We start from the raw sequence: 22,884 nt of genomic DNA on the forward strand, positions 1-22,884 counted from the left end.
GCGGTCAGGCACGCCATGGCGCAGAACACCACCAAGGTCTTCGTCACCGACCTCGAGATCGAGGCCCTGATCGGGATCCTCGAACACGAGCAGGCCAAGCGCCAGCCGCTGTTCCTCGATATCGAGCTGGACGTGATCCCGCCCGTCGCGGATGACATCGCGCAAGCCTTCGACTACCGCGCCGTGGGCGTCATCGCGCAGGACCTCGCCTCCGGCCAGATCGGGCTGGTGGAGGTCTTTGCCCACCGGCTCGCCTCGCACCTGCTGGACAGCCCGCTGGTGACCGCCGCCAAGGTGCGGCTGCGCAAGCCCATGGCGCTGGACAACGGCATGGCCGGTTGCGAAGTGCTGCTGGAAAAGGACGACTGAGGGCGCAGACGCGCCCTCGGCCCCCATCACGCCTCTCTGACACAGCACGGGACGCGGGCCCTCTGCACCCGCCGCCCGTCATCCTGATCGACCTGCCGGTGATCGTCCGCGCGGTCGGCTTGCCGCCCGTGGAGATGGCCCGGCCCGATCTCTTGCGCTGACTGCATGGGTTCCGCGCCCAGCAACGGCACTTCCGCCGCAACTTCGCCGCAAGAGCGGATTCCACCGTCGGAGGCTCTCACGGGGGCGTGACAAAGCATGACAAATGCATCTAATAGGGGCGGGCCGCATCGGGCCGCCCTTTTCCCAAGACAAGACCCCACGTGACCTTCCTTCGCAAGACCGTCCTCCCCACCGCTTTCGTCATTGCCCTCGGCGCCGTCGGCGGCCTGCTGGCCAAGGTTGCCGGCCTGCCGCTGCCCTATATGCTGGGTTCCCTGCTTGCCACGGCGCTTCTGACCGTGACACGGCCCCAGACCCTGCCCGAGGGCTACCGCTTCCCCAATGACTTCCGAAAGGTCTTCATCGGGCTGGTCGGTCTCTCCATCGGGGCCAGCATCACGCGCGAGGTGGTCGCCTCGCTGCCTTCCGCGATCTACTCCTTCGGTGCGCTGACGCTCTTCGTGCCGCTGGTGCATGCGATCAACTACACGATCTTCCGCAAGCTCGGGCGCTACGATCATCCGACGGCCTTCTTCGCGGCCACGCCCGGCGGGCTGATGGAATCGATCCTCATGGGCGAAGGCCGCGGTGCCGACATCCGCCTGCTGACCATGCAGCAATTCCTGCGCATCATCACCGTGGTGACCCTGCTGCCGGTCGGCCTGTCGCTCTGGTACGGGCATCCCGTCGGCTCGGCCGGGGGCATGAGCCTCAGCCGTTCCGGCGCCGACCTGCACCATTTCCCGGAGGTCATCGTGGCGCTGACCGTCGGCATCCTGCTCAGCCGGATCCCCTTCCTTCCGGCGGGACAGCTGGTCGGGCCGATGCTTGTCGGGATGGTCTGCACACTGACTGGCCTCCTCGTGATCGAGGTGCCCAGCTACATGATCTCGGGCGCGCAAGTCGTCATCGGCGCCTCGCTCGGCGCGCGCTTCGTCGGCATCCGGCCCGGCATGCTGATCAAGGGCATGGGTCTGGCGCTGACCTCTGTCGGCGGGATGCTGGTGGTGGGCGGGATCATGGCCATGCTGCTGCGCCCGATCACGGGCGAGCATTTCGACGTGCTGCTGATTTCCTTCGCCCCCGGCGGCGTGACCGAGATGGCGCTGGTGGCGCTCTCGCTTCAGGTGAACCCGGCCTTCGTCACCCTGCACCACATCTACCGGATCGTGCTGACGATCATCGAGATGCCGCTGGCCTGGAAATTCGCCGAACGGCGTGGGTTGGACTAACCTCTCGATCCCCCCGAAAAAAGATAACGCGCCGCTTCATCAGCGGCGCGTTTCTCTTTGATCCGACTGGATATTTCTTAGCAGGTCAGCCCTCGGCCTTCTCCGCCAGTTCCAGCCATTCCTCTTCGGCCTCCGCGAGGGCCTGCTGCCGCTCGGCCAGCATCTCGGTCGCCTTCTTGAACTTCACCGGCTCCTTGGTGAAGAGATCGGGCGTGGCCAGAAGCTGCTCCAGCTTGCCGATCTCGGAGCCGAGACGATCCATCACCTCGGGCAGTTCCTCCAGCCGGTGCTTCTCGGTGAAGGAGAGCTTGGCCTTGGGCGCAGGCGCGGCGGGTTTCGCCTCGACCTTGGGGGCCGCCTTCGGCGTAGCCTTCTCGACCTTCGGCGCATCCTTGCGGCCCTCGGCGCGCTGCGCGCGGTAGTCGCTCCAGCCGCCGGCATAGACCGTCGCGGTGCCGTCACCTTCCATGGCGATGGTGGTGGCCGCGACCCGGTCGATGAAGTCCCGGTCGTGGCTGACCAGCAGCACGGTGCCGTCGTAATCGTCCAGCAGTTCTTGCAGCAGGTCCAGCGTCTCGATGTCGAGGTCGTTGGTCGGTTCGTCCAGCACCAGCAGGTTGCTTTCCCGCGCCATCAGCTTGGCCAGCAGCAGCCGCGCCTTCTCGCCGCCCGAGAGCGAACGCACGGGCGCGCGGGCCTGTGCCTCGTCAAAGAGGAATTCCTTGAGGTAGCCCACCACGTGCTTGGGCGTGCCGCGCACCATGACCTGATCCGCCTGCCCCGACACCCGCATGTCGGGGTCACCCGTCAGGCTGTCCCAGAGCGTCATGTCCGGGTCCAGCGCCGCGCGGGACTGATCGAAGACCGCCGGCAGCAGGTTGGTGCCCATGGTCACCGTGCCACCGTCGGGCGCGACCTCGCCCATGAGCATCTTGAGCAGCGTCGTCTTGCCCACGCCGTTGGGGCCGACAAAGGCAACGCGGTCGCCGCGCATGACCTTGATCGAGAAATCGCTGAGGATCACTTTGTCGCCGAAGCTCTTGGAGATGCCCTCGGCCTCGACCACGCGCTTGCCCGACTTGGGCCCGCTGTCGAGTGCCATGGCCGCAGCGCCCTGACGGCGGATCTGGCCGGCGCGTTCCTCGCGCAGGCCCTGCAGCGCGCGCACCCGGCCCTGGTTGCGCTTGCGCCGGGCGCTGATGCCTTCCACGGCCCAGCGGGCCTCGGCCTTGATCTTGCGATCCAGCTTGTGGCGCGCCATGTCCTCGTCTTCCCAGACCTTGTCACGCCAAGCCTCGAAGCCTTCGAAGCCCTGCTCCTGACGGCGCACCTGTCCGCGGTCGACCCAGAGCGTGGCGCGGGTCAGCGCGCGCAGGAAGGCCCGGTCGTGGGAGATCAGGATGAAGGCCGCGCGGGTCTGCTTCAGCTCCTCCTCCAGCCAGGCAATCGCCTCGATGTCGAGGTGGTTGGTCGGCTCGTCCAGCAGCATCAGCTCCGGGGCCTCGGCCATCAGCTTGGCGAGCGCCGCGCGCCGCCGTTCGCCGCCGCTGGCGACCTCGGGGCTGCGGGTGGGATCGAACTTGAGGCCCTCGGCCACCATCTCGACCCGGTAGGCTTCCGACGGGTCCAGCCGCGAGGCCGCGAAATCGCCGAGCGTGGCGAAACCGGCCATGTCCGGCTCCTGCTCCATGTAGCCCACGGAGGTGCCCGGCGGCACCACGCGGTCGCCGTGGTCGGCCTCCACGAGACCGGCCATCACCTTCATCAGGGTGGACTTGCCCGAGCCGTTGCGCCCCACGAGGGCGACACGGTCGCCCTGCTGGACGACCAGCGACAGGTCATGGAATACGGGATCTCCGCCGAAGGTCAGCGAGATGTCGGAAAGCTGGAGAAGAGGTGCGCGCGCCATGAGCGCCAGCTAATCGCGCCCAAGGGCGGCGTCAAGCAGTGGCAGCACGGGGACGTCGCGCAGGCCCCCCTGTGCTGCACGCACAGGCGCCCCTATCCCTGCGCCGCGCGCGGCGGCCCGGCGGGCAGCGGCCCGGCCTGCGTCAGTGCGGCCGTGTGCCGGAGGACGGAACCGCCAAGGAAATCGCTTGGGAAACGCCTCGGGAAACGCCCTGAAATGCGCCTTTAAGATCGCGGGGAAAATCGCGGGCGCGCATTCGCGGGCACCCGGGCCCCGATCCGACTTTCCCCTGCCAGCACCCCGCGTTATCCCTGTCGCGCCGGGGCTGTCCCGGTCTGCGGCGAGGGAGAGGCCAATGGCCTACGGCAAGCATATCCTGTTCGGTCTGATCGCGCTTCTGGCGGCTTTCGTGGCGGTGACGGCACCGGGCGGGCTGACGCCGGATCAGGCGCAGATCCTCGCCATCGTGCTGATGACGCTGGGACTGTGGGCCACGGGGCTGCTGCCGGCCTACCTGACCTCGCTGATGTTCTTCACCGCGCTGCTGCTCTTCGGGCTGGTGGACAAGTCAGTGGTCTTCTCGGGCTTCACCTCCACCGCCATGTGGCTGGTGGTCTCGGGCTTCGTCATCGGGGCGGCGATCGGGCAATCTGGGCTCGGCCAGAAGATCGGCGCCCATGTCGCGCCGCATCTGTCGCGCAGCTATCCGATGCTGGTGGCGGGCATGGTCGGGCTTGGCATGGGGCTCAGCTTCCTGATGCCCTCCTCCATGGGGCGCGCCATGGTGCTGGTGCCCGTGGGCATGGCGCTGGCCGATGTGCTGGGGTTCAAGAAGGGCACCAAGGGCCGCACCGGCGTGGCGCTTGCCATTGCCATGTCGACCAACGTGCCCGGCTTCGCCATCCTGCCCGCCAACGTGCCCAACATGGTGCTCAGCGGCTCGGCGGAGAACCTGCTGGATATCCACATCGGCTACACCGACTACCTGCTGCTGCATTTCCCCGTTCTGGGCCTGCTGAAATCGGTGCTGATGGTCGGGGCGATCCTCTTCCTCTGCCCCGCAAAGGCGCAGAAGAGCGAGGACGCGGCCTTCACCCCGGTCGAGGGCAGCGGCCGCCACGGCTGGTTGCTGACGATCCTGCTGGTGACGCTGGCCCTTTGGGCGACGGACTGGCTGCACGGGCTACCGGCCGCATGGGTCGGTCTTGCCGCCGCCGTGCTGCTGCTGATGCCCGGCATCGGCTTCCTGAACCAGCAGCAGTTCCGGGGCGCCGTCGACTTCGGCACCCTCCTCCTCGTGGCGGGCGTGCTGGCCCTCGGCGTCGTGGTGACGAGCGCGGGGCTTGGCGACCGGCTGGCCGCCGTCGTGACCGCCGCCCTGCCGCTGGCACCGGGGCGCGACCTGACGAACTTCTTCTCGCTGGCGGCCCTTGGCACCCTGACCTCGATCCTGACCACCATGCCCGGGGTCCCGGCAGTGATGACGCCGCTGACACAGGACCTCGCCCAGGCGACCGGCTTCTCGACCGAAGCCGTGCTGATGAGCCAGGTGCTCGGCTTCTCCACCGTCGTCTTCCCCTATCAGGCGCCGCCGCTGCTGGTGGCCATGGGGCTGGCGGGTGAACACGTCCGCTCGATGATCCGGCTGACCCTGCTGATGACGCTCTTGACCTTCGTGATCCTGATCCCGCTCGACTTCCTGTGGTGGAAACTGCTGGGCGTGATCTGAGGCCGATGGACCTGCCCGTCCGGCCCCGATAGACCCGCCGCAAGGAGACCCTCATGACCCAAGACACCCTTCCCCCGATCCGCACGGTCGCCATCCTCGGCTGCGGCCTGATCGGCGCCAGCTGGGCCGCGCTCTGCCTTGCGCATGGCCACGACGTCACCGCATGGGACCCGGACGCCGGGGCCCGCGCCGACTTTGCCGCGAAGGTCGCAGGCCCGCTGGCGCAGCTGCGCGAGATCACGCCCGACCTGCCCGAAGGCGGCGCGCTCACGCTCTGCGACACGCTGGCCGAGGCCGTGGCCAATGCCGACCTTGTGCAGGAGAACGCGCCGGAGAACGTGCCGCTGAAGCAGGCGCTCTATGCGGAGGTGGTGGCGGCGGCCCCCGCGCAGGCGGTGATCTCCTCCTCTACCTCCTCGCTGACGTGGTCCGCACTCTCCGAGGGCATGGCAGAGCCCACCCGGCTGATCACGGCGCATCCGTTCAACCCGCCGCACCTGATGCCGCTGGTGGAGCTTTACGCCGCCACGCCCGAGATTACCGCGCGCACGCGGGTCTTCTACGAAGGCCTTGGCCGCGCGGTGGTGATCCTGCGCAAGGATGCCGTGGGCCATATCGCCAACCGGCTGGCCTCGGCGCTCTGGCGCGAGGCGGTGAACATCGTGGCCGAGGGCATCGCCGACGTGGAGGAGGTGGACCGGGCACTGGTGAACGGTCCGGGCCTGCGGTGGTCGGTGACCGGGGCGCATATGGCCTATCACATGGGCGGCGGGAGCGGCGGCATCCGCCATTACCTCGCCCATCTCGGCCCCAGCCAGCAGGCCCGCTGGGCCACGCTCGGCGCGCCCGAACTGACGCCCGAGGTCTGCGCCATGCTGGTCGCGGGCGTCGAGGCCGAGGCCGCCGGGCGCACGATCCCCGAACTGGAGGCAGAACGCGACGCCGCCCTGATCGCGGCGTTGAAGCTGCGTCAGCAGGGCTGACGCGCCGCGCAAGGAATGCCACGCAAGGCATTGCGATAAAAAGAATAAAGGCCACCCGCACAGGTGGCCTTTCGTCAATCCGACATCCCTCAAGGGGTGCGTATCACAGCCCCACGAGACCCGGCAGCCCCGAGATATCGCGGATCGTCGCCGTGCCATAGCCGGGCGCCTCCGGCTCGAACCCGCGGTTCACGTGGACCCGCGCGCCGAAGTGCAGATCGCGCGCCGGCATCAGGTCATAGCGGTAGCTGGCAGAGACATGCATGATCTCCTCCGGCGCGCAGTCCAGCATGTCGAGCATGTATTCGAACGGCCGGAACAGCGGCTTGTAGGCCTGCGCCTGCTCGGCGGTGTAGATGGCGTGGAACGGGGCTTCCAGCTTGTCGACGTTGGCCTGGATCTGGCTGTTCATCGCGTTTGACAGGATCACCAGCGGGATCTCCTTGCCGACCTTGGTCAGCGGCGCGGGCACATCGGCCCAGGGGCCCCACGTCGGCACGGTCTCATAGATCGTGCGGGCCTCGGCCGGATCGAAGGCGATCTTCCATTTCTTGCAGGTCCGCTCCAGCGCGTTGGCCAGAACATCCGCGTAGGGCTGCCACGCGCCCATGACCTCGTCGAGGCGATAGGCCGCGAAATCGCGGCGGAAGGCGGCGTGGTCCTCTTCCGGCAGGCGGTCCTTGCTGACCATGTCGCCCATGTCTCCCATGCGGAAGTTGGTCAGCGTGCCATAGCAGTCGAAGGTGATGTACTTGGGGCGAAAGCTCATGTCTGTCCTCGGGTTGGCGGCGCTCCGGCCGCGCGTGTCAGTCAACGGCACTCCGGCCGTGTCTGCAACGGTGCCACGCCGCCTGCCCCGGACCTGCGCGTTTCGGCCCCCCTTGGTCGCATTTCCTGCCGAAGTCCGCGGCCTGACGGGCAGATTCCGCCGTGCCCCCTTGCCATGATCCCCTGCGCGCCGCGCAGGCAAAGACGGCGCGGCACAATCTGCCACGGCCCCGCACCGAAACCGCAGGAGCCGCGAAAACGATGGCCCCGAACCGCAGCCCGGGCCTCTCGCACCGCTCTAGACAGGGCGGGACGCGGCCCCTGCCGCCGGCTCTCGCCGTCTTCCCCCTTCGGACGGCAGTCTCCGGGGAATTTACCTCTTCGTTCCCCCCTCCCGCGGCTCCGGTCGCGGGCTTTTTCATTCGGGCTCCGACAGGCGCGCAGCACCCTCCCGTGGCAGAAACCGCCACAGGCCGTCGCCACGCCACAGAAAATGCCACCGCGCCCGGCGTCATTGATCGTATCTCCAGCCGCCTTGGCCTAGGCTCGTGCTGCACTGACTGGAGACCCCCATGACCCTGACCGCCCCCGCCGTGACGTTCCGCCCCATGACGCCGCAGGACCTCGCCCCGGCCCTCGTGCTGAGCCGCGCGGTGCAATGGCCGCACCGGGCCGAGGACTGGGCCATGAACCTTGCCCTGAGCGAGGGGTTGGTGGCCGAGGCGGACGGACGGATCGTCGGGACCGGGCTGATGACGCCCCACGGCGAGACGGCGGCCACCTGCAACATGATCATCGTGGATGAGAGCCTGCGCGGCCGGGGCTATGGCCGCAAGCTGATGGAGGCGCTGCTGGCCCTTGCGGGGGACCGCGAATGCCGGCTGACGGCGACCGAGGAGGGCCTGCCGCTCTACGAGAAGCTTGGGTTCCGCAAGACGGGGATGGTGCGCCAGCAGCAGGGTCAGGTGACCGGCGGCGCACCCCTGCCCGGTGTGCGCCCCGCCCGGGCGGAGGATATGCCCGCCATCGCGCGGCTGGACGCGGCGGCCACCGGCATGGCGCGCCCGGCGCTGCTGGCGGCGCTGCTGGAGGCCGGCGCCCTGCGGGTCTTCGAGGCGCCCGAGGGGATCACCGGCTACATGGCGCTGCGCGACTTCGGGCATGGCAAGGTTCTGGGGCCGGTCGTCGCCGCGGACCAGACGCTGGCGCAGGGTCTGATCGGCGCCGCCGTGGCCGAGGCTTCGGGCGGGTTCCTGCGGATCGACCTGCCAGACAGCGGCGCGGCCCTTCAGGACATGGTGGAGAGCCTGGGCATGCGCGCCGCGGGCGATGGCACCTCCATGACGCGCCCCGGCGCCCGGCCCCTGCCGCAGACGGGGCCCACGCTTTATGCCCTGGCCAGCCAGGCGCTGCTCTGACCGCAGCCCCCGGACACCACAGTAAAGGGCCCCGCGCATCGCCTGCGCGGGGCCCTCACTCTGTCGGACGCCCGGAGGCGCTGCGCTTACTCCGCCAGACCGGCGGCCGCGACGATTGAGACGAGCACGGCGGACATGCCGCGCAGGCTCAGCTCCGGCTCGGTGTCGATCCATTCGTCGAGCGAATGCGCCCGCCCGCCGCTGCCGCCCGAGCCGATCTTGATCGCGGGGATGCCGCGGCTGATCGGGATGTTGGCATCGGTCGAGGACGGCGACCACTTGGGCGCAAAGCCGAAGGCGGCCACGGCGGCGGTGGTTTCCGCCACGATGCGCGCGTCATCGGCGGTCTTGCCCGCAGGCCGGTTGCCAAGCTGCTTCAGCGAGGTGGAGATCTCGCCGAACTGCGTGCTGTTGCGCGCATTCTCGGCGGCCACGGCCTCGGCCATCAGGGTCTTCATCTGGGTGTCGAGCTTGTCCAGCTCCACCTGGCTGACCGAGCGCAGGTCGATATCCACAAAGACCTCTTCGGGGATCGCGTTGATCGAGGTGCCGCCGCCGAGGATCGAGAGGTTGAAGGTGGTCTTGGGCTCTGCCGGAACGGTCAGCTTGGCCATGCCTGCCCCGAACTCTGCAAGCGCATTGGCCGGGTTCACGGTGCCGAACTGGCCATAGGAGTGGCCGCCCGGCCCCTTGAAGGTCACGCGGTAGCGGTAGGAGCCCACGGCCTCGCCGGTGAGCTGTTCGCTCTCCAGCCCGTCAACGGTGACGAAGCTCTCGATCTTGGGGCCATAGGCGTTCTGTTCGAAGAGGTAGCGCACGCCGCGCAGGTCGCCGATGCCTTCCTCGCCCACGTTGCCGACAAAGAGGATGTCGGCGCGGGTCTTCACGCCCGCCGCCTTGAGCGCGCGCATGATCGCAAGGTTCACCGCAAGGCCACGGGTGTCATCGCCCACGCCCGGGGCGAAGAGCTTGGTCCCCTCGCGGCGCACCGTCACGTCGGTGCCCTCCGGGAAGACGGTATCGAGATGCGCCGCCACCGCGACGAGGTTGCCGTTGCCGGTGCCGCGATAGATGCCGGTGACATTGCCGATGCCGTCGATCTGGACGTCCTCCAGCCCGGTCTCGGCCATCATCTCCTTGTAGGCCGCGGCCTTGAGCTCTTCCTTGAAGGGCGGCGCCGGGATTTCGGTCAGGGTGATGATCTCCTCGACCATGCGGTCGTGGTTCGCACGCAGGTGCGCGAGCGCCTCCTTGATGGCCGGGGTCTCGAGGATCTGGGAAATGGTATCGCTCATGGGGTCCTTCCTGTTTGCGCTCGACTATACGCCATAGACCTCTGCCGCGCGGGTTGGAAGAGGCCGCCCCGTGGCAGCCCCGGGCGAAGTGACCCCGGCTGACGGCAGAATCTGCCATATTGCCGCGGGAGGCGGTGCGCTGCGGCCTGTCGAGCGCCCACGCCTTGAAAACAAGGCCTGCGCGCGTCGCGAAGCCCGGGAAACGCCCGATCCTGCGAAGGCGCGGCAGGGCCGGCGCCGGGGCATAACGATCATCTCGACCCCTCAAAACCGCAGATTATACCGCGACACCCGGCAAATTCCGCCGGGATGCCGGATCCGCCCTGTCTAGGCTTTGAGCACGAAGAACAAGAACCCGCGCGGCAACGACCGCTCAGACACCGACAGGAGTTCCCCATGACCGAGATGAAACCCAAGGGCTGGCGTTCCACCGACGACCTGATGGTCGAGAGCGCCCTGCGCCGTGGCGCCACCCGCCGTGACCTGCTGCGCATGTTCGCCGCCTCCGGGCTGGCGCTCTCTGCCGCCGGATCGCTGGCGGCAAGCGCCAGCCGGGCCTTTGCCGAAACGCCCCAGACCGGCGGCGCGCTGCGGGTGGCCATCGGCTCCACCTCCACCGGCGACACGCTCGACCCGGCCCGCGCCCGTCAGCAGGCGGATTACCTGCGCCTGACGACCTTCTACAACAAGCTGGTCTCGCTCGACTTCAACCTCGCCCCCCGCATGGAACTGGCCGAGAGCCTCGAAAGCGACGATGCCAAGACCTGGGTGATCAAGGTCCGCGAGGGCGTCACTTTCCATGACGGGAAGGCGCTGACCGCCGACGACGTGGTCTATTCGCTGAACCGCCACATCGACCCGGCGGTGGGCTCGCAGGCCAATGCGCTTGCCGCGCAGATGACCTCGATCACCAAGACCGGCCCGATGGAGGTGACGATCGAACTGGAGGCCGGCAACGCCGACCTGCCCGCCGTTCTGGCCACCTACCATTTCTGCATCATCGCGGATGGCACCACCGATTTCACCACCGCCAACGGCACCGGCCCCTATATCTGCGAAGTCTTCGAGCCGGGCATCCGTTCCGTCGCGGTGAAGAACCCGAACTACTGGCGCGAAGGCGGCTACCTCGACTCGATCGAGCTCTTCGGCATCGAGGATCGCGGCGCCCGCGCCAATGCGCTGATCTCGGGCGACGTGCAGCTGATCGGCTCGATGGACCAACGTTCCGCCCGGCTGATCGAGGCCGAGGACAGCCTCAAGCTGATGATCACCCCCGGCGGCTCCTACTCCAACCTGAACATCCGCCTCGACGAAGAGCCCGGCGTGCAGTTCGACTTCGTGCAGGGCATGAAGCACCTGATCAACCGCGAGGTCATCAACCGCGCCGTGCTGCGCGGCTATGGCGACCTGCACAACGACCAGCCGGTCCAACGCGCCAACCACTACTTCAACGAAGAGGTCGTGGCGCCCGAGTTCGATCCCGAGAAGGCGAAGTTCCACTTCGAGAAGGCCGGGATGGCCGGGGCCAAGATCCCCGTCATCGCCTCGGAAGCGGCAAAATACTCGGTCGACATGTCGACGATCATCCAGCAGGACGCGCAGAAGGCGGGCATCACCCTCGACGTCCAGCGCGTGCCGCGGGACGGCTACTGGTCGACCTACTGGCTCAAGGCGCCGATCCACTGGGGCAACATCAACGCCCGTCCCACCGCCGATATCCTGTTCTCGCTGCTCTACACCTCGGATGCGAAGTGGAACGAGAGCAAGTTCTACAACGAGAGCTTCGACAAGATGGCCGCCGAGGCCCGGGTCGAACTGGACGAGGCCAAGCGCAAGGAGATCTACGGCTCCATGCAGCGCATGATCGCCGAGAAGGCCGGCACGATCATCCCCGCCTACCTCTCCTCGGTCGATGCCATGTCGGACAAGGTCATGGGCATCCAGCCGCATCCCCTCGGGCTGCTGCAGGGCTATGACTTCGCCGAAACGGTCTGGCTGAAAGCCTGATCCGTCGCGGGACCGGCCCTGCGCCGGTCCCGCCGCCTGCGGGCTGCGCCCCTCACCGCGCCCGCATTTCGCGTTCCGTCCCGCGCCGCCCGGCGCATGCCCCATCCCCAGCCGAGGGCCAATGCACAGCCTAGCCGTCAAACTGATCTTGCAGAGGATCGCGATTTCGCTCCTCACGCTGCTCTTCGTCTCCGTCGCGGTCTTCCTGATCACCGGCCTCCTGCCCTCTGACCTTGCCGAAGACCTCCTCGGGCAGGCCGTCACCCCCGAGGCGGCCGCCGCCCTGCGCGAGACGCTGGGCCTCGATGGCTCGCCGCTGCAACGCTATGTCTCGTGGATGACCGGTTTCCTTCAGGGCGACCTCGGCATGTCGCTGGTCTCGCAGCGCCCGATTGCCGACCTGATCCGCGAGAGGCTGCCGAACTCGGTCACCCTCGCCGCGATCACCATGGCACTGACGATCCCCTTCGCGCTCTCCCTCGGCATCCTCGCGGCCGTCTATCGCGGGTCGTGGTTCGACCGGGCGGCCTCGGCCATGGCGGTGCTGCTGATCTCGATCCCCGAATTCGTCATCGCCACCGTCACCGTCATCATCTTCGCGGTCTGGCTCCGCTGGCTGCCCGCGCTCTCCTTCTCGCCCGATGCGGACAGCATCTGGGAGGTGCTGCGCGCCTATGCGATGCCGGTCGGCGTCCTCGTCCTGTCGAGCTGTTCGCAGATGATCCGGCTCAGCCGCGCGGCGGTGATCGACACGCTCAAGACCTCCTACATCGAGAACGCCACCCTCAAGGGCGCCCGCCGCTGGCGGCTGGTGTTCCGCCATGCGCTGCCCAATGCCGTGGCCCCGATCGTGAACTCCATCGCGCTCTCCATGTCGTCGCTGCTGGGGGGCGTGATCATCATCGAGACGATCTTCAACTACCCCGGCCTTGCCAAGCTGATGGTGGACGCGGTCACCAGCCGGGACATGCCGCTGATCCAGACCTGCGCCATGCTCTTCACCGGCTTCTACCTGATCCTGATCACCGCGGCGGACATCATCGCCATTCTCTCCAACCCGAGGCTGACCGACCGATGACCGCCCTTGCCTTCTTCCACCGCCGTGGCTGGATCGTCTCGCCGCTGACCGCCGCCTGTTTCGCCGTGATCCTGTTCTGGGGGACGGTCGCGCTGCTGGCGCCCTGGCTGATCCGCTATCCCATCGGCGAGATCGTGGATTACGATTACTTCTCGCCGGTCTCATCGCTGAACTGGCTGGGCAGCGACTACATGGGCCGCGACATGTATTCCCGCATCCTCATGGGCGCCCGTCTGACCATCGGCATCTCGCTGGCAGGCACGGTGCTGGCAGGGGTCGTGGGCGTGGCCTTCGGCATGATCGCGGGCACCATCGGCGGGCTCTTCGATCAGGTCCTCTCGCGCTGCATCGACGCCTTCGTGGGCATCCCGAACCTGCTGCTGGCCCTCGTGATCGTGGCGGCCGGCGGCTCCTCCATCCCGGTGCTGATCCTCTCGGTCGCGGTGATCTTCGCCCCCAGCTGCTACCGCTTCTCGCGCTCTATGGCGGTGAACGTGGGCGCGATGGACTTCGTCGTCGCGGCCAGGGCACGCGGCGAAGGCATCGTCTACCTCATCCGCTCCGAGGTGCTGCCCAACATCATCGGGCCGGTACTGGCCGACATGGGGCTGACCTTCGTCAAGATCGTGCTGCTGCTCTCGGGCCTGTCGTTCCTGGGCCTGGGCGTACAGCCACCCGCCGCCGACTGGGGCGGCCTTGTCCGCGAGAACATGATCGGCCTCAGCTATGGCGCGGCGGCGGTCGTCTTCCCCTGCATCGCCATCGCCAGCCTGACCCTTGCCATCAACATGCTGATCGACAACCTGCCCCGACGCATCCGCGACAGGAGCCCGCAATGACCGCCCCGCTTGTCCAGATCGACGACCTGCACATCGCCGCCGAAACCGACAGCGGCCGCAGCTTCGGCATCATCAACGGTGTCTCTATCACTGTGGCCCCCGGCGAGATCGAGGCCCTGATCGGTGAAAGCGGCTCGGGCAAGACGACCATCGCGCTTGGCCTGCTGGGGCACTTCCGCACCGGCTGCCACTTCGTCTCGGGGCGGATGGTGGTCAACGGCAAGGATATGGCCCGGCTGAGCGAGGCCGAGCGCGCCGCGCTGCGCGGGCGCTCTGTCTCCTACGTGGCGCAGAGCGCGGCGGCGGCCTTCAACCCGTCCCTGAGGATCATCGACCAAGTCATTGAAATCGCGCTCATCCACCACACGCTCGACCGGGCCGCGGCGCGGGCCCGCGCGGTGGAGCTGTTCCGCGACCTCGGCCTGCCGTCGCCCGAAACCATCGGCGATCGCTATCCGCATCAGGTCTCCGGCGGGCAGCTTCAGCGCCTTGCCGCGGCCATGGCGGTGATCGGCGACCCGATGCTGGTGATCTTCGACGAGCCAACCACCGCGCTCGACGTGACGACGCAGATCGGCGTGCTGCGCGCCTTCAAGCGGCTGATGCGCGACAAGGGCATGACGGGCATCTACGTCAGCCACGACCTTGCCGTGGTGGCCCAGATCGCCGACCGGATCACGGTGCTGAAGAACGGCGAGGTGCAGGAACAGGGCACCACCGCCGAGATCCTGACCAACGCGCAGCACCCCTATACCCGCGACCTGCTGGCGGCCTTCGCGCCGCGCCCCCGTGCCCGGCCCGCCGCCGTGGCCCCGCAGGAGCAGACCATTGTTCTGGAGGGGCGCAACATCCTGTCGGGCTATGGCAAGGGCAAGGGGTTCATCCCCGCCGTGCGCGACGTGAGCTTCCGCCTGCCGCGCGGTGCCTCGCTGGGAGTGATCGGGGAATCCGGTTGCGGCAAGTCCACGCTGGCCCGCACCCTCGCAGGCCTGCTGCCCGCCAGCGACGGGCAGGTGATCCTCTCCGGCGCGCCCCTCCCGGCCGAGGCGAGGGCCCGGTCGAAGGAGGAGTTGCGGCGGCTCCAGATCGTGTTCCAGCTGGCGGATACGGCGCTGAACCCCGCGACACAGATCGGCGACATCCTCGGGCGGCCGCTGACCTTCTTCCACGGGATGCGCGGTCGCAAACGCGCCGACAGGGTGGCGGAGCTCCTGGACATGGTGCGCCTGCCCCGGGACTTCGCGCAGCGCTATCCGACGGAACTCTCCGGCGGGCAGAAACAGCGGGTGAACTTCGCCCGCGCCCTCGCCGCCGAGCCTGAGGTGATCCTCTGCGACGAGATCACCTCGGCCCTCGACACGGTGGTGGCGGCGGCCGTTCTGGACCTGCTGGCAGAGCTTCAGCGCGAGCTTGGCCTATCCTACCTCTTCATCAGCCACGACATCTCGACCGTGCGGGCCTTCTGCGACGAGGTCATGGTGATGTACGCGGGCGAAGCGGTGGATCGCTTCGCACCGGCCCAGATGGACGCGCCCGAGCGGCATCCCTACACGCGGCTCCTCGTCTCCTCGCTGCCGCAGCTCGATCCCGGCTGGCTCGACAGCCTGCCCGAGGTGCTGGAGCGCGGGGTGTGACCGGGGCCCGCGCCGCCCTGCGACACTGCGAGATCGCAACGGCGCCGCGCCATGCGATTGCACCGGCCCGCCGCGCGGTCTAGGACAGTCGAAGACAAAGGACATCCGATGCCCTCTCCCAGGCTCGATCGCATTGACATGAACATCCTCGCCGAATTGCAGCGCAACGGCCGGATGACCAATGCCCAGCTGGCCGATGCGGTGGGCCTCTCGCCCTCACCCTGCCTGCTGCGGGTCAAGCGCCTCCAGAGCAGCGGCATCATCACCGGCTACGGCGCCCAGATCGACCTGCGCAAGCTGGGTCCCTCGATCACGATCTTCCTCGAAGTGACCCTGACCCAGCACCGCAGCGCGAATTTCCAGCGCTTCGAGGCCGGGCTGCGGCGGCGCCCCGAGGTGGTGGAATGCCACCTGATCAGCGGCGGCTTCGACTACCTCGTGAAACTGGTGGTGCGAGAGCTGTCGCACTATCAGGACATGATGGAGACGCTGCAGGAAGAGAACATCGGGATCGCCAAGTACTTCAGCTATGTGGTGGTGAAATCGCCCATCGAACATGGCGAGGTGCCGCTGAAGCTGCTGTTCGAGGACGAGGGCGAGTAGCCCCGTTCCCTTTGCCGGATCACCCGGCCTCGTTCGGACGCCCCGAGGGTCATCCCAGCGGCTGGTTCACGAGGCCCCAGTGCTGCACCGCCCCGGACCGCGGCACCACCGGCCCCAGCGTCATATGCGTGACCGTGTCGAAGGGTGCGAGGCCACTGCCTTCCAGCAGGTCGATGAAACGGGCGCCGGTCCGCATCGTGTCCAGCCGGGCAAACCGCCCCTCCAGCGCGGCAAGATGCGGCGCGGTCAGCGCCATGGCAGCATCCTCGTCCGGTGCGATGACGGGGCCGATGACCTGCCCGCGCCCGGCCCGGCGGCGGAAGGCCGCGCCAATCACCTCGCCTGCCGTCTCCAGCACCAGCGCGGGACCAAGCTCCATGAGACGTGCCATCAGCTCTGCCCGCGGCGCACCGTTCGCGGCCGTATCCAGCGCGATGATGGCGGCGAGGTCCTCCGCCCCCGCAGGGCGCACCTGCCCCTGCACGGGTGCGACGGCGGGCGGCGCGGTGACGATGCCCTGCCGCTGGTGCACGGTCGCCACCGGTTCGAAGCCCATCGAGATATAAAGCCTGTAGGCCGCCCGGGTGGCATTCAGCCGGTAGCTTTCCAGCCCGCAGGCGGCAATCGCCTGTTCCACCAGCCATTGGCCGGTACCGCGGGCCTGCAGCTTGGGCGAGGTGATCACCATGCCGATGTTCGCGAAAGTCCCCATGGGGAACCACATGGCCGAACCGACGATGCGCCCGATGGGATCGCAGGCGATCAGCCCCTCGCCCATCTCCATCAGCAGGCGCAGGTCCTCGGCCCGGTGCGGCCACCGCACCCCGACCGACAGTTCGTGCAGCAGCGGCAGGTCGGCGTCCTCAAGCCGCTTCGGCGTCAGCTCGAAGGTCTCGATCAGCTTGGTGGCCTCTGCGCACATGGTCTGTCCTCTTGTCGCGCCGGGGTCTTGCTTGGCCTCATGGCTGCCCGGGCTCTGCCACCATAGCCGCAGCCGGCTGGTACGGAACAGCACTGGCCGATGGCAATACGGCAGATAATAGCAAAAACCCCCTCTGCGCCGCATCCTCGCCCTGTGCGGATCGTGGCAAAAGGGCGTCGATTGCCGTGCAAGACAGGACCCGACCATGCCCGCCCCCCTGACCCGGATCGACACTTCGCCCGACCTGCCCGCCCGTTCCGATGTGGTGGTGATCGGCGGCGGCATCGTCGGCATCTGCACCGCCTATTACCTCGCGCAGCGCGGCGTTTCGGTAACCCTGCTGGAAAAGGGCCTCGTCGGCGCCGAACAGTCGAGCCGCAACTGGGGCTGGTGCCGTCAGCAGAACCGCGACGCGCGCGAACTGCCCATGGCGACCAAGAGCCTCGAGCTCTGGGATGCCATGAAGCAGGAGACCGGGATCGACACCGGCTTCCGCCGCTGCGGGCTGACCTACCTTTCCGACAGCGAGAGCGAGATCGAGGGATGGGCCAACTGGTGCGACTTCGCCAAGACCCGCGGCGTGCGCTCCCACGCCTTCGGCGCGGAGGAAGCCGCCCGGCGCGGCGAGGCCACCGGCCGGGGCTGGAAGGGCGGCGTCTATTCCCCCGACGACGGGATCGCCGATCCCTCGCTTGCCGTGCCGGCCATCGCGCAGGGCGTGCTGCACTATGGCGGCCATGTGGTGCAGGGCTGCGCCGCCCGCGGGATCGAGACGGCCGCCGGACGCGTCAGCGGCGTGATCACCGAAAAGGGCACCATCGCCTGTGACCGGGTGGTCATGGCGGGCGGGGCCTGGGCCTCGTCCTTCTGCCGCACGCTCGGCATCAGCTTCCCGCAGGCCGCCACCCGCAGCTCGATCCTCTCGGTCACCGCGGGCGCCGAGGGGCTGCCACCGGCGCTGCACACCTCGCAGGTGTCGGTCACGCAGCGCAGCAGCGGCGGCTACACGCTGGCGATCAGCGGCAAGGCCCAGCTTGACCCCACCCTGCAGCAGCTGCGCCATGCCCGGCATTACCTGCCGATGTTCTGGCGGCGCCGGCGCAACCTCTCCCCGGGCGGGATGCAGGCCTTCCGCGCCGGGCACGAGCGGCTGACCGGGTGGGCGCTCGACCGGCCCACGCCGATGGAACGCACCCGCATCCTCGACCCGAAACCGAACCGCGCCGTCATCGAGGAAACTCTGCGCCGCGCGCAGGTGCTGTTGCCGGAGCTCTCCAAGACCCGCATCGAGGCCAGCTGGGCCGGCTATATCGACAGCACGCCCGACGGCGTCCCTGTCATCGGCGAGATCCCCCGGCTGCCCGGGTTCTTCCTCGCCGCGGGCTTCAGCGGCCACGGGTTCGGCATCGGCCCCGGCGCGGGACTGCTGATCGCGGATATGGTCACGGGTGCTGCCTCCTACGAGGATCCAGCGCATTACGCGCTGTCCCGCTTTGCAGGGTTCGGCTGGCAGAAAGTCGCGGAGTTCTGAGCGGATGGGAGGCCCCGGGGCGCCGGGGACCGAACCCCTGGGGCCGTTGGGCCGCCGGACCGGGAAAGGGTGAAGGCACAGCCCGAACATACCTGCATAACCATTTGATTTACCACACCTGCAGGCGACCCACCCTGGCCGGATCGTCCCACATCGGCACCGGGATCGGCGGCCCCATCAGCCACGCCGAAGCCCCCGGTCAGGCGCATGCAAAAAAGATGCTATCAACATCTAATTGACATTTACCCGGATCGCACAATAGTCATCCGTGATCCCTCACAGCCGAAAGCGCCCGCGTGACGCGCCACCAGATCTCCATCGCCCTCATCGTCTCCTGCGCCATGTTCATCAACGCGCTGTCGCAGACGACGCTTGGCACGGCGCTGCCGTCCATCGCGCAGGATTTCGGGATTGCACCACTCCGCCTCTCCATCGCGGTCACGGCAGAATACCTCACCCTCGCCGTCTTCATGCCGATGAGCGGCTGGCTCGCCGACCGCTTCGGCGCGCGGCCGGTCTTCTTTGCCGCCCTCGTGGTCTACATGCTGGCCACCGTCGGCTGCGCCCTTTCGGTCAACCTCGAGATGCTGGTCAGCTTCCGCGCGTTGCAGGGTGTGGGCGGGGCGATGCTGATCCCGGTCTCGCGGCTGGTGCTGCTGAAGGTCACCTCGCGCGAGCAGCTGGTGCAGGCGATGACATGGGTCACGATCCCCGCGCTGACCGGCACCGTCATGGGCCCGCCGGTGGCCGGGCTGCTCGTCACCTACGCCAGCTGGCCCGCGATCTTCTGGGCCTATATCCCGGTCTGCCTCGCACTGCTTGCCCTTGCCGCGTGGAAACTGCCGGACTTCCGCGAAGAGAGCGCGCCGCCCTTCGACTGGACGGGCTTTGCCTATTCCGGCCTCGGCATTGCGGCGCTGCTCCTCGGGCTTGACCGGCTGGCCCATGCGGCACGCGAGGTCTGGCCGCCGCTCGTTTACCTCGGCGCCGCTGCGGTGCTGCTGACGCTCTACACCCGCCACGCCCGCCGGGCCGAGGCCCCGATCATCGACCTGCGCCTGCTGGAGGTCCCGGCCTACCGGATCGCGCTGATCGGCGGGCTGATCTTCCGCTCGGCGCAGGCGACGATGCCCTTCCTGCTGCCGATCCTGTTCCAATCCGTCTTTGGCTGGTCGGCGCTGACCTCGGGCGGGCTGACCTTCGCCTCGGCCATCGGCGCCCTCAGCGTCAAGTTCGCGGCCCCCATGGTGCTGCGCATCGCGGGCTTCCGGGGCGTGCTGCTGGTGAACGGCGTGCTGGCCGCGGCCAGCATCATCGGCTGCGCCTTCTTCGACCCGCAGACGCCCCATATCGTCATCATGACGGTGCTCTTCCTAGGCGGCTGGTTCCGCTCGCTGCAATACACCGCGCTCAACGTGCTGACCTTCGCCGACCTCGGCCAGCGTGACATCAGCCGCGCCACCGGCGTCAGCTCGATGCTGCAGCGCCTCGGGCAGGCCTTCGGCGTAGGGCTTGCGGCGCTGGTGACGCTGATCCTCTCGGGCGGCAGCGGCCAGACGCCGGACGCCGCGCATTTCCTCTGGGCCTTCGTCTTCTTCGGGCTCTGGACGCTGCTGGCGCAGATCATCTTCGTGCAACTCGACCCGATGGACGGGGCGAGCGCACGGCCGCGCCGCGCCCTGCGCAGCTGAGGCCTCAGGCAGCGAAGCGGTCCTTCACGGTGTAATAGGCCCCGACCAGCGGCAGGAACCACGGCGGGCCGAAATGCCCCGGGATCGCGGGCCAGTCCATCGCGGCAAAGGGGTTCGCCGCGCTGTCGCCCTCCAGCATCCGGGCCAGCACACCGCCCATATGGGTCGCCATCTGTACCCCGTGGCCCGAGAACCCCATCGCGTAGTAGAGGCCACGATGCTGCCCGGCGCGCGGGTGGCGGTCGCGCGTGGCGTCGATCACACCGCCCCAGCAGTAGTCGATCCGCGTGTCGGCCAGATAGGGGAAGTACTCCAGCATCTGCCGGTGCAGCACGGCACCGCTCTTGCGGTCCTGCGTCGGGTTCGAGATCGCGAACCGCGCCCGCCCGCCAAAGATCAGCCGGTTGTCGGGCGAGAAGCGGAAGTAGTTGCCGATGGTCCGCGCCACGGTGGTGCTGCGGCGCTGCGGCAGAATGCGGGCGCAGAGCGCCTCCGACAGCGGCTCCGTCGCGAGGACGAAACTGCCGATGGGAACGATCCGGCGGCGGAAGTGGAAGAGCGGCCCCTGCTGCGAGGTGCCGGTGGCCAGCACCACCTGCCCCGCCTCAACGCTGCCGCGCGGCGTCGTCACGCGGTAGCGGTCGCCCTCCAGCCGCGTCAGGCCCGTGACGGGTGCATCCTCGCGGATATCGGCCCCGTGGCGCACCGCCGCCTCGGCCAGCCCCACCGCCAGACGCCCGACATGGACCTGCGCGCTCTTGGGATAGACCAGCCCGCCGTGGAACACGTCCGAGCCGATCTCGGACCCAAGATCGGCCTTCTCGACAAGGAAGCACTCCGGGTCGGCCTCGCACTGCAAGAGCTCCGCAGAGGCGCGGAACTTCTCGAAGGCCGCGGCGGAACCTGCCAGCTTCAGCTTGCCGCGCCGCTCGAAGGCGCAGTCGATGGCCTCCTCGCGCACGATCCGCTCCACCGTGTCCACCGCATCGTCATAGGCGCGGTAGAGCGCCTCGGCCCGGGCGGCGCCGATCTCGGCCCGGACGCTGCCGTAGTCATGGGCGAAACCGTTGTTGCACTGCCCGCCGTTGCGGCCCGATGCGGCCTCGCCCACGGCGCCCGCTTCCAGCAGGAGGACCGAGCCGCCGCGCTTCGCCACCGCAAGCGCGGTGGACAGCCCGCAAAAGCCGCCGCCCACCACCACAACGTCCGCCTTTTCCGGCAGATCGCCGGGGGTCGCGCCGCGGAAGGCAGGCCGCGAGTCGAGCCAGTAGGGATGCATTTTCATCGTGTCACTCCTGTCGCGCCCAAGGCGCCCTGGCGGCCAGTCTACGCCCGGTCCTGCGCAGCAGATTGCGTGCAAGATCACTGGCCGCAACGACTTATGCCGTTTGTCGCGTCCTCCATGACAGAAGGTGCCGCAGCAAGGGGCACTCCCCCGGGCGCGGCTTTGGAAAACGGCGCGAAATCCGGCAGTTGAGCGGGTCCGTTGCCGCCCGCGAACACAGGTGGCACAGATCCCCGCATCCTGGGGCCTTCGCTCTGGCACTGCGTGGCGGGGCGGTGTCTAATCTTCAATGAACACAGGAGGATACCCATGAAATGCATCGTCATCGGCGGCGGGATGTTGGGCGCGGCCACGACCTATTCGCTGGCCCTTGCAGGGGCCGATGTGACGGTGATCGACGCCGCCCATCCGGGCAAGGCGACGCTGGCCGGTGCGGGCATCATCTGCCCCTGGGCCACGGTGCGCGACCAGCCGGAATTCTACCGGCTCTATGCCGCGGGCGGGGCCTACTATCGCCGCCTGATCGCCGAGCTTGAGGCCGCGGGCTGCAGCGACACGGGCTATCGTCAGGTGGGGGCGCTGATCATGGGCCGCGACGCCGACGCGCTGGAGAGCGCCCGCGCGCGCCTGGCCCTCCGACTGCCGGATGCGCCCGAGGCCGGGGTCCTGAGCGAAAAGACCGCCGCCGAGGCGCAGGCGCTGTTCCCCGCCCTCGGGCCGGACCGGCCCGCGCTGCATCTGAGCGGCGGCGGGCGGGTCGAGGCGGCAACGCTCTGCGCGGCGCTGCTGGCCCGCGCGGCGGACCTCGGCGCGCGGCGCGTGACCGGGACCGCCGGGCTGACGCTGGACGATGCGGGCCGTCCTCAGGTGACGCTGGAGGGCGCGACGTTGCCGGCCGACCGGGTGATCGTTGCGGGCGGGGCCTGGGCGAACGAGATGCTGGCCCCGCTGGGTCTGGCGCAGCAGGTCCGCCCGCAGAAGGGCCAGATCGTGCACCTGCGGCTGGCGCAGGACGTGACCGACTGGCCGGTGATCCTGCCGGGCACGGGCTATTACATGCTGACCTTCGCGGACCGCCGCGTGGTGATCGGGGCCACGCGCGAAGACGACGCGGGCTTTGACCAGCGGGTCACGGCGGCGGGCAACCTTGAGGTGCTGCAGGCCGGGCTGGAGTTTGCCCCCGGCCTCGCCGGGGCCGAGCACATCCGCACCAAGGTCGGCACCCGGCCCTTCACCGATGGCATGGTGCCCATGCTGGGTGCGGTGCCGGGGTCACAGGGCCTGCTGATCGGCAACGGTCTGGGGGCATGGGGGCTGACGGCCGGGCCGCTCGGCGGGCGGCTGCTGGCGCAGGCGGCGCTTGGTATGGCGACGGACCTCGACCTTGCAGCCTATGCCCCGACCGGGCTCTGACGACGCTTAGGCGGCC

Annotated in this window: 18 protein-coding genes; 13 read left to right on the plus strand and 5 right to left on the minus strand. The window is 68.6% G+C overall.

Annotated features, from left to right (window positions below):
• The first annotated feature begins 15 nt into the window (after positions 1–15).
• Both LCM32_RS10630 and LCM32_RS10635 read left to right on the plus strand, forming a co-directional pair.
• Positions 16–369: a dihydroneopterin aldolase gene (locus LCM32_RS10630; RefSeq protein WP_224821045.1), complete on the plus strand. Its 354-nt coding sequence runs from the start codon at positions 16–18 to the stop codon at positions 367–369.
• Between the two features lie 323 nt (positions 370–692).
• Positions 693–1,763, plus strand: coding sequence for an AbrB family transcriptional regulator (locus LCM32_RS10635; RefSeq protein ID WP_224821046.1), 1,071 nt, complete (start codon positions 693–695; stop codon positions 1,761–1,763).
• Between the two features lie 85 nt (positions 1,764–1,848).
• Here the strand turns inward: LCM32_RS10635 and LCM32_RS10640 are convergent, their stop codons facing one another.
• A complete protein-coding gene (locus LCM32_RS10640; protein ID WP_224821047.1) occupies positions 1,849–3,672 on the minus strand; it encodes an ABC-F family ATP-binding cassette domain-containing protein in 1,824 nt (607 codons plus the stop codon).
• Between the two features lie 355 nt (positions 3,673–4,027).
• Between LCM32_RS10640 and LCM32_RS10645 the strand changes: the two genes are divergently transcribed.
• Positions 4,028–5,401 (plus strand): SLC13 family permease, encoded by a 1,374-nt coding sequence (locus LCM32_RS10645; protein WP_224821048.1) that lies wholly within the window; start codon positions 4,028–4,030, stop codon positions 5,399–5,401.
• Positions 5,402–5,454: 53 nt separating this feature from the next.
• Entirely contained in the window at positions 5,455–6,384 is a 930-nt protein-coding gene (locus tag LCM32_RS10650) for a 3-hydroxyacyl-CoA dehydrogenase NAD-binding domain-containing protein (protein WP_224821049.1), read from the plus strand.
• A 103-nt stretch (positions 6,385–6,487) separates the two neighbouring features.
• On the opposite strand, the gene LCM32_RS10655 is transcribed toward LCM32_RS10650, so the two are convergent.
• Positions 6,488–7,153, minus strand: coding sequence for a haloacid dehalogenase type II (locus LCM32_RS10655; RefSeq protein ID WP_224821050.1), 666 nt, complete (start codon positions 7,151–7,153; stop codon positions 6,488–6,490).
• Between the two features lie 571 nt (positions 7,154–7,724).
• Between LCM32_RS10655 and LCM32_RS10660 the strand changes: the two genes are divergently transcribed.
• Positions 7,725–8,570: a GNAT family N-acetyltransferase gene (locus LCM32_RS10660; RefSeq protein ID WP_224821051.1), complete on the plus strand. Its 846-nt coding sequence runs from the start codon at positions 7,725–7,727 to the stop codon at positions 8,568–8,570.
• An 86-nt stretch (positions 8,571–8,656) separates the two neighbouring features.
• On the opposite strand, the gene LCM32_RS10665 is transcribed toward LCM32_RS10660, so the two are convergent.
• Positions 8,657–9,865, minus strand: a complete 1,209-nt coding sequence (locus LCM32_RS10665; RefSeq protein WP_224821052.1) for a M20/M25/M40 family metallo-hydrolase — start codon at positions 9,863–9,865, stop codon at positions 8,657–8,659.
• A gap of 396 nt (positions 9,866–10,261) precedes the next feature.
• Here LCM32_RS10665 and LCM32_RS10670 point away from each other — a divergent pair, with 396 nt between their 5' ends.
• The 5 genes from LCM32_RS10670 (at position 10,262) to LCM32_RS10690 (ending at position 16,026) form a co-directional block, all read left to right on the plus strand.
• The gene (locus LCM32_RS10670; protein WP_224821053.1) at positions 10,262–11,872 is read left to right on the plus strand and encodes an ABC transporter substrate-binding protein; all 1,611 of its coding nucleotides are present in this window, start codon (positions 10,262–10,264) and stop codon (positions 11,870–11,872) included.
• 121 nt (positions 11,873–11,993) lie between these two features.
• Positions 11,994–12,950: an ABC transporter permease gene (locus LCM32_RS10675; RefSeq protein ID WP_224821054.1), complete on the plus strand. Its 957-nt coding sequence runs from the start codon at positions 11,994–11,996 to the stop codon at positions 12,948–12,950.
• Positions 12,947–13,789 (plus strand): ABC transporter permease, encoded by an 843-nt coding sequence (locus LCM32_RS10680; RefSeq protein WP_224821055.1) that lies wholly within the window; start codon positions 12,947–12,949, stop codon positions 13,787–13,789. Before LCM32_RS10675 ends, LCM32_RS10680 begins: the two co-directional genes overlap by 4 nt.
• On the plus strand, positions 13,786–15,423 hold the full coding sequence (locus LCM32_RS10685; protein ID WP_224821056.1) for an ABC transporter ATP-binding protein: 1,638 nt from the start codon (positions 13,786–13,788) through the stop codon (positions 15,421–15,423). Before LCM32_RS10680 ends, LCM32_RS10685 begins: the two co-directional genes overlap by 4 nt.
• A 108-nt stretch (positions 15,424–15,531) precedes the next feature.
• Positions 15,532–16,026, plus strand: a complete 495-nt coding sequence (locus LCM32_RS10690) for an Lrp/AsnC family transcriptional regulator (protein ID WP_224821057.1) — start codon at positions 15,532–15,534, stop codon at positions 16,024–16,026.
• Positions 16,027–16,075: 49 nt separating this feature from the next.
• On the opposite strand, the gene LCM32_RS10695 is transcribed toward LCM32_RS10690, so the two are convergent.
• Positions 16,076–17,041 (minus strand): GNAT family N-acetyltransferase, encoded by a 966-nt coding sequence (locus LCM32_RS10695; RefSeq protein ID WP_224821058.1) that lies wholly within the window; start codon positions 17,039–17,041, stop codon positions 16,076–16,078.
• Positions 17,042–17,153: 112 nt separating this feature from the next.
• Between LCM32_RS10695 and LCM32_RS10700 the strand changes: the two genes are divergently transcribed.
• Both LCM32_RS10700 and LCM32_RS10705 read left to right on the plus strand, forming a co-directional pair.
• Positions 17,154–18,479 carry an NAD(P)/FAD-dependent oxidoreductase gene (locus LCM32_RS10700; protein WP_224821059.1) on the plus strand — a complete coding sequence of 442 codons (1,326 nt, stop codon included), beginning with the start codon at positions 17,154–17,156 and terminating at the stop codon, positions 18,477–18,479.
• Between the two features lie 296 nt (positions 18,480–18,775).
• Complete coding sequence (locus tag LCM32_RS10705) at positions 18,776–20,170, plus strand: MFS transporter (RefSeq protein WP_224821060.1); 1,395 nt, start codon at positions 18,776–18,778, stop codon at positions 20,168–20,170.
• A 4-nt stretch (positions 20,171–20,174) separates the two neighbouring features.
• Here the strand turns inward: LCM32_RS10705 and LCM32_RS10710 are convergent, their stop codons facing one another.
• The gene (locus tag LCM32_RS10710; RefSeq protein WP_224821061.1) at positions 20,175–21,455 is read right to left on the minus strand and encodes an NAD(P)/FAD-dependent oxidoreductase; all 1,281 of its coding nucleotides are present in this window, start codon (positions 21,453–21,455) and stop codon (positions 20,175–20,177) included.
• Positions 21,456–21,764: 309 nt separating this feature from the next.
• Here LCM32_RS10710 and LCM32_RS10715 point away from each other — a divergent pair, with 309 nt between their 5' ends.
• Entirely contained in the window at positions 21,765–22,868 is a 1,104-nt protein-coding gene (locus LCM32_RS10715; protein WP_224821062.1) for an NAD(P)/FAD-dependent oxidoreductase, read from the plus strand.
• The last annotated feature ends 16 nt before the right edge of the window (positions 22,869–22,884 follow it).

Source organism: Pseudooceanicola nanhaiensis (assembly GCF_020171315.1).
Taxonomy (GTDB): domain Bacteria; phylum Pseudomonadota; class Alphaproteobacteria; order Rhodobacterales; family Rhodobacteraceae; genus Pseudooceanicola; species Pseudooceanicola nanhaiensis_A.